Source organism: Pseudomonas sp. GM24 (genome assembly GCF_000282235.1).
GTDB lineage: Bacteria > Pseudomonadota > Gammaproteobacteria > Pseudomonadales > Pseudomonadaceae > Aquipseudomonas.
In genome coordinates this window covers 1-6,008 of sequence record NZ_AKJR01000299.1, presented here as the reverse complement: position 1 = coordinate 6,008, position 6,008 = coordinate 1, and the positions used below count along the sequence as shown (strand labels likewise).

Here is a 6,008-nt window from a genome sequence, read left to right as displayed (position 1 = left end):
GCCCGGGACGCTCCGCGTCCCTTTCACAGCCGAACGCGGAGCGTCCGAAGAGGCATTCCCACGCGGAGCGTGGGAACGATCAATACCGTAGGCTTCAGAGTGGGGCAATGCCTTCAACGATGATGATCTCCGCCCTCGCCCATTCCTCGCGATAACTCTTCGCTTCCTGGTACGCCGCCGAGTGGTAGCACGCCACAGCCTTCTCATAGCTTTCGAACTCGATCACCACGCTACGCTGCGGCGTCTCGCGCCCTTCCATCGCCTCGCTGCGCCCGCCTCTGGCCAGAAACTTCGCGCCAAACTCAGCGAAGGCTGCCGGCGCGCGCTGGGTGTATTGGCTGTAGTGATCGACATCGGCTATATCCACATGAGCAATCCAGTACGCCTTCATAGTGACCTCTTTGTTGATTTTGTATTATGGTATACCAATATATTTCCAACGAACCCTGAGAGTCCAGCATGGCCTTCAACAGCATCGAAGAAATCATCGAAGATTATCGTCTCGGCAAAATGGTCTTGCTGGTCGATGACGAAGACCGCGAAAACGAAGGCGACCTGCTGCTGGCCGCCGACCGTTGCACGCCTGAGGCGATCAGCTTCATGGCCCGTGAAGCACGCGGGCTGATTTGCCTGACGCTGACTGACGAACATTGCCAGCGTTTGGGCCTGGAGCAAATGGTGCCGGCCAATGGCAGCGTGTTCAGCACCGCGTTTACCGTGTCGATTGAGGCGGCGGTTGGCGTGACCACTGGCATTTCGGCGGCGGATCGCGCTTGCACCGTGGCCGCCGCCGTCGCGCCTAATGCCCGCGCCGAAGACTTGGTGCAGCCCGGCCATATCTTCCCGTTGCGCGCCAAGGAAGGTGGCGTGCTGACTCGCGCCGGGCATACCGAAGCGGGTTGTGATTTGGCGCGCTTGGCCGGTTTCACCCCAGCCTCGGTGATTGTCGAGGTGATGAACGACGACGGCACCATGGCCCGTCGCTTGGATCTGGAAGTGTTTGCGCGCAAACACGGGATCAAGATCGGCACCATCGCCGACCTGATCCACTATCGCCTGAGCACCGAACACACCATTGAACGCATTGGCGAACGTGAGCTGCCGACAGTGCATGGCACGTTCCGTTTGATCACCTTTGAGGATCGCATCGAGGGCGGCGTGCACATGGCGATGGTCATGGGTGATTTGCGCCGTGAGGAACCGACGCTGGTGCGTGTGCATGTGATCGATCCGCTGCGTGATCTGGTCGGCGCCGAATACAGCGGGCCGACGAACTGGACGCTGTGGGCGGCGCTGCAACGGGTCGCGGCTGAGGGACATGGGGTTGTTGTGGTGCTGGCCAATCATGAATCTTCGCAGGCGTTGCTGGAGCGGGTGCCGCAGTTGACTCAGCCGCCGCGGCAGTTCAGTCGTTCGCAATCGCGGATTTATTCGGAGGTGGGGACTGGGGCGCAGATTTTGCAGAACCTTGGGGTGGGCAAGCTGCGTCACCTGGGCCCTCCTCTGAAATACGCTGGCCTGACCGGGTATGACCTGGAGGTGGTCGAGAGTATTCCGTTCACTGAATAAAGCTGCCCTCACCCCAGCCCTCCCGAAACGTCGGACCGCCCGGAGGGAGAGGGAGCTGACCGAGTTGTTGGCCCGTTATCCCTCGACCTGAAATATCGAGTCGAACTCAGGTTTTGAACAGCCTCCGATCGGCCCCCTCTCCCGAAGGGAGAGGGCTGGGGTGAGGGGCTGGATCTAACATTCACAAAAACATCCAAGCCGAACGCATCAAATAACCGCCCGGCCAGATAACCGGTAAGGCAAAGTGCTTGCACAAAGTTTGGAATACCATAATATGATATTCCATAGACCGGACACTCCAACGAACGTCCAGCTACTGCTCCCGACAGGCGGGCAACAACGCAAGCCCGCTCAAAAACACAACAATGAGGGCGTAAAAATGGTGTTGAACAAAGCTGCAACCGCGATCTTTTTTGCGGGACTGCTCAGCGTCACCGGCCAGGCTGCAATGGCTGCCGAAAGCGTGAACTTCGTCAGCTGGGGCGGAAGCACCCAGGATGCGCAGAAACAGGCCTGGGCTGATCCTTTCAGCAAGGCCAGCGGCATCACCGTCGTCCAGGACGGCCCGACCGACTACGGCAAACTCAAAGCCATGGTCGAGAGCGGCAACGTGCAATGGGACGTGGTCGATGTCGAAGCCGATTTCGCCCTGCGCGCCGCCGCTGAAGGCCTGCTCGAACCCCTCGATTTCAAAGTCATTCAGCGCGACAAGATCGACCCGCGCTTCGTCAGCGATCACGGCGTCGGCTCGTTCTTCTTCTCCTTCGTCCTCGGCTACAACGAGGGCAAACTCGGCGCCAACAAGCCGCAGGACTGGAGCGCCCTGTTCGACACCAAAACCTACCCCGGCAAACGCGCCCTGTATAAATGGCCAAGCCCCGGCGTGCTCGAACTTGCGCTGCTGGCCGACGGCGTAGCGGCCGACAAGCTGTACCCGCTGGATCTGGATCGCGCCTTCAAAAAACTCGACACCATCAAGAAAGACATCGTCTGGTGGGGCGGCGGCGCGCAGTCGCAGCAACTGCTGGCGTCCGGTGAAGCGAGCATGGGCCAATTCTGGAACGGCCGTATCCACGCCCTGCAGGAAGACGGCGCGCCAGTGGGCGTGAGCTGGAAACAGAACCTGGTCATGGCCGACATTCTGGTCATCCCTAAAGGCTCGAAAAACAAGGACGCGGCGATGAAGTTTCTGGCCGCCGCCAGCAGCGCCAAAGGCCAGGCCGACTTCTCCAACCTGACCGCCTACGCCCCGGTCAACCTCGACAGTGTGGAGCGTCTGGATTCGACGCTGGCCCCCAACCTGCCGACTGCCTACGCTAAGGATCAGATCACTCTTGATTTCGCGTACTGGGCCAAAAACGGCCAGGCCATCGCGACACGGTGGAACGAATGGCTGGTCAAATGAAAATGGCGGCCACCGCGTCCCGTCCCTCCACTGCCACCGGGAGCGCCAACGGCGCTGCCGGTTCGGCCCACGGAACACAGGCGGTTGCGATGCAGCAAGCCCCGTCCCTCAAACAACGCTGGCGCGGCGCCGGCAATCTCGTACCGGCGCTGCTGTTCATCGGCCTGTTCTTTCTCGCGCCGTTGATTGGCCTGCTGTTGCGCGGCGTGCTCGAACCGACCCCGGGCCTTGGCAACTATGAGCAACTGTTCGCCAACTCGGCGTATGCCCGGGTGCTGCTCAACACCTTTTCGGTGGCCGGACTGGTGACCCTGTTCAGCCTGCTGCTGGGCTTTCCGCTGGCCTGGGCGATCACCCTGGTGCCGCGTGGCTGGGGGCGCTGGATCCTCAACATCGTGCTGCTGTCGATGTGGACCAGCCTGCTCGCCCGCACCTATTCGTGGCTGGTGTTGCTGCAAGCGTCCGGCGTGATCAACAAGGCCTTGATGGCGCTGGGCATCATCGATCAGCCGCTGGAGATGGTGCACAACCTCACCGGCGTGGTGATCGGCATGAGCTACATCATGATTCCGTTCATCGTGCTGCCGTTGCAGGCAACCATGCAGGCCATCGACCCGATGATTCTGCAGGCCGGCTCGATCTGCGGCGCGAGTCCGTGGACCAACTTCTTCCGGGTGTTCCTGCCGCTGTGCCGGCCGGGTCTGGCCTCCGGTGGCTTGATGGTGTTCGTCATGTCGCTCGGTTACTACGTCACCCCGGCGCTGCTCGGCGGGGCGCAGAACATGATGCTGCCGGAGTTCATCATTCAGCAGGTGCAATCGTTCCTCAACTGGGGCCTGGCCAGTGCCGGCGCCGCGTTGCTGATCGCGATCACGCTGGTGCTGTTCTACTTCTACCTGAAGCTTCAGCCGGAATCCCCGGTTGGCGCCAGTAACGCGAGGTAAGCCGACATGCTCCTGACCCCCAACGCGATGAGCCGGCGTATGCGCTTCGGTCTCTACGCCACCACCGGGCTGATCGGTCTGTTCCTGCTGTTGCCGATCGTCTTCATCGTGCTGCTGTCTTTCGGCTCCTCGCAGTGGCTGGTGTTTCCGCCACCGGGCTGGACGCTGAAATGGTACGGCCAGTTCTTCTCCAACCCCGACTGGATGAACGCTGCAGCCGCCAGCCTCAAGGTTGCTGTGCTGACGACGATCTGCGCCGTGGCCCTCGGTTTGCCGACTGCGTTTGCGCTGGTGCGCGGACGTTTTCCTGGTCGGGAAATGCTCTACGGTCTGTTCACCCTGCCGATGATCGTGCCGCTGGTGATCATCGCCGTGGCGGTGTACGCGCTGTTCCTCAAGCTCGGTTACACCGGGACGATGTTCGCCTTCGTCGTCAGCCATGTGATCGTCGCGTTGCCGTTCACCATCATCTCGATCATCAACTCGTTGAAGCTGTTTGATCAGTCGATTGAAGACGCTGCGGTGATCTGCGGCGCTTCACGCCTGCAAGCGGTGTTCAAGGTGACGTTCCCGGCGATTCGTCCGGGCATGGTTGCCGGCGCCCTTTTCGCCTTCCTGGTTTCGTGGGACGAAGTGGTACTCAGCGTGATGATGGCCAGCCCGACCCTGCAAACCCTTCCCGTGAAAATGTGGACCACCCTGCGCCAGGACCTGACGCCAGTGATCGCCGTCGCTTCGACGCTGCTGATCGGCTTGTCTGTTTTGGTCATGGTCATCGCCGCCGCGCTGCGCCGGCGCAACGAAATCAGCGCCTGAGCGCCAGGAGTACGACATGAGTGCCGTGATCAAAGACGCTTCCCAGCAGAATGACAAACCCCTGGTCAGCCTGCGCAACCTGAACAAGCACTACGGCGACTTTGCCGCCGTCGACAACATCTCGCTGGACATCAAGGACGGCGAGTTCCTGACCTTCCTCGGCTCCAGCGGCTCGGGCAAAAGCACCACGCTGTCGATGCTTGCCGGGTTTGAAACACCGAGCAGTGGCGAGATCCTCGTCAACGGTCAGTCGCTGGTGAATGTGCCGCCGCACAAGCGTGATATCGGCATGGTGTTCCAGCGTTATTCGCTGTTCCCGCATTTGTCGGTGCGCGACAACATCGCCTTTCCGTTGGCGATTCGCAAACTGGCGGCGGCTGAACGTGAGAAGCGCGTCGATGCGATGTTGAAACTGGTGCAGCTTGAGCAGTTCGCTCATCGCCGCCCTTCGCAATTGTCTGGCGGCCAACAACAACGTGTCGCCATTGCCCGGGCGCTGGTTTACGAACCGCGCATTTTGCTGATGGATGAACCCCTCGGTGCACTGGATAAAAAACTGCGCGAGGATTTGCAGGACGAACTGCGCCAACTGCATCGCCGTCTGGGCATCACCATCGTTTACGTAACCCACGATCAGGAAGAAGCCATGCGCTTGTCGCAACGCATCGCGATTTTCAGTCACGGCAAGATTGTTGGTCTGGGTAGCGGTTATGACCTTTATCAGAATCCGCCGAATGCGTTTGTCGCCTCGTTCCTCGGCAACTCGAACTTCCTCAAACTCAAGGCGCAGGGCAATGCGGCGGCTTCGTTTGAAGGCCAGTCATTGTCGATTCGCCTGACCGCTGGGTTGCACAGCGATCAGGATGTTTTGCTGATGGTGCGGCCGGAAAAAGCGCAGGCGTTGAGCGTGTCGCAGGCGATCAGCGAACCGTTGCCTTCGGGCTGGAATGAGGTTTCAGCGAAGGTTGTGGAAGTGCTGTTTCTGGGTGAGAGCCAGACGTGCAGCGTAGTCACTTCGGGCGGGACTTCGATGACGGTGAAAGCCTTGTCCGCCGCCGGCATGCCGCTCAAGGCTGGCGATCCGGTGCAAGTGCGCTGGGCGACTGCCGACGCCTGCGTCTACACCGAATGGACCGAAAGCGACCTCAACAAAGCGGCGGGCGCTCACTGAAAGCGTGTTGCCTGTGAGACTTACCCCCTCACCCCAGCCCTCTCCCCCAAGGGGGACGAGGGGGAAAGGGAGCAGATCGGGGGCTTTTCAGGACCTGAGTTCG

At 60.6% G+C, this 6,008-nt stretch carries 6 protein-coding genes; 5 read left to right on the top strand and 1 reads right to left on the bottom strand.

All coding sequences use genetic code 11. The features are described 5' to 3' along the window. Positions 1–94: 94 nt before the first annotated feature. Entirely contained in the window at positions 95–391 is a 297-nt protein-coding gene (locus tag PMI23_RS27140; RefSeq protein WP_007918005.1) for a DUF1330 domain-containing protein, read from the bottom strand. A gap of 68 nt (positions 392–459) precedes the next feature. Between PMI23_RS27140 and ribBA the strand changes: the two genes are divergently transcribed. From ribBA to PMI23_RS27115, 5 genes are all read left to right on the top strand, one after another. After that, complete coding sequence (gene ribBA / locus PMI23_RS27135) at positions 460–1,569, top strand: bifunctional 3,4-dihydroxy-2-butanone-4-phosphate synthase/GTP cyclohydrolase II (RefSeq protein WP_007918007.1); 1,110 nt, start codon at positions 460–462, stop codon at positions 1,567–1,569. A gap of 379 nt (positions 1,570–1,948) precedes the next feature. Further along, positions 1,949–2,974 (top strand): ABC transporter substrate-binding protein, encoded by a 1,026-nt coding sequence (locus PMI23_RS27130; protein WP_007918009.1) that lies wholly within the window; start codon positions 1,949–1,951, stop codon positions 2,972–2,974. Continuing rightward, on the top strand, positions 2,971–3,918 hold the full coding sequence (locus PMI23_RS27125; RefSeq protein ID WP_007918019.1) for an ABC transporter permease: 948 nt from the start codon (positions 2,971–2,973) through the stop codon (positions 3,916–3,918). The genes PMI23_RS27130 and PMI23_RS27125 overlap by 4 nt, the downstream gene beginning before the upstream one ends. Positions 3,919–3,924: 6 nt before the next feature. Continuing rightward, positions 3,925–4,734 carry an ABC transporter permease gene (locus PMI23_RS27120; protein WP_007918021.1) on the top strand — a complete coding sequence of 270 codons (810 nt, stop codon included), beginning with the start codon at positions 3,925–3,927 and terminating at the stop codon, positions 4,732–4,734. 16 nt (positions 4,735–4,750) lie between these two features. Then, complete coding sequence (locus PMI23_RS27115; protein WP_007918023.1) at positions 4,751–5,905, top strand: ABC transporter ATP-binding protein; 1,155 nt, start codon at positions 4,751–4,753, stop codon at positions 5,903–5,905. The last annotated feature ends 103 nt before the right edge of the window (positions 5,906–6,008 follow it).

Coding starts and splice junctions, on each gene's coding strand:
- PMI23_RS27125 (WP_007918019.1), top strand. CDS start 2,971: ATGAAAATGGCGGCCACCGCGTCCCGTCCCTCCACTGCCACCGGGAGC.
- PMI23_RS27115 (WP_007918023.1), top strand. CDS start 4,751: ATGAGTGCCGTGATCAAAGACGCTTCCCAGCAGAATGACAAACCCCTG.
- PMI23_RS27120 (WP_007918021.1), top strand. CDS start 3,925: ATGCTCCTGACCCCCAACGCGATGAGCCGGCGTATGCGCTTCGGTCTC.
- PMI23_RS27130 (WP_007918009.1), top strand. CDS start 1,949: ATGGTGTTGAACAAAGCTGCAACCGCGATCTTTTTTGCGGGACTGCTC.
- PMI23_RS27140 (WP_007918005.1), bottom strand. CDS start 391: ATGAAGGCGTACTGGATTGCTCATGTGGATATAGCCGATGTCGATCAC.
- ribBA (WP_007918007.1), top strand. CDS start 460: ATGGCCTTCAACAGCATCGAAGAAATCATCGAAGATTATCGTCTCGGC.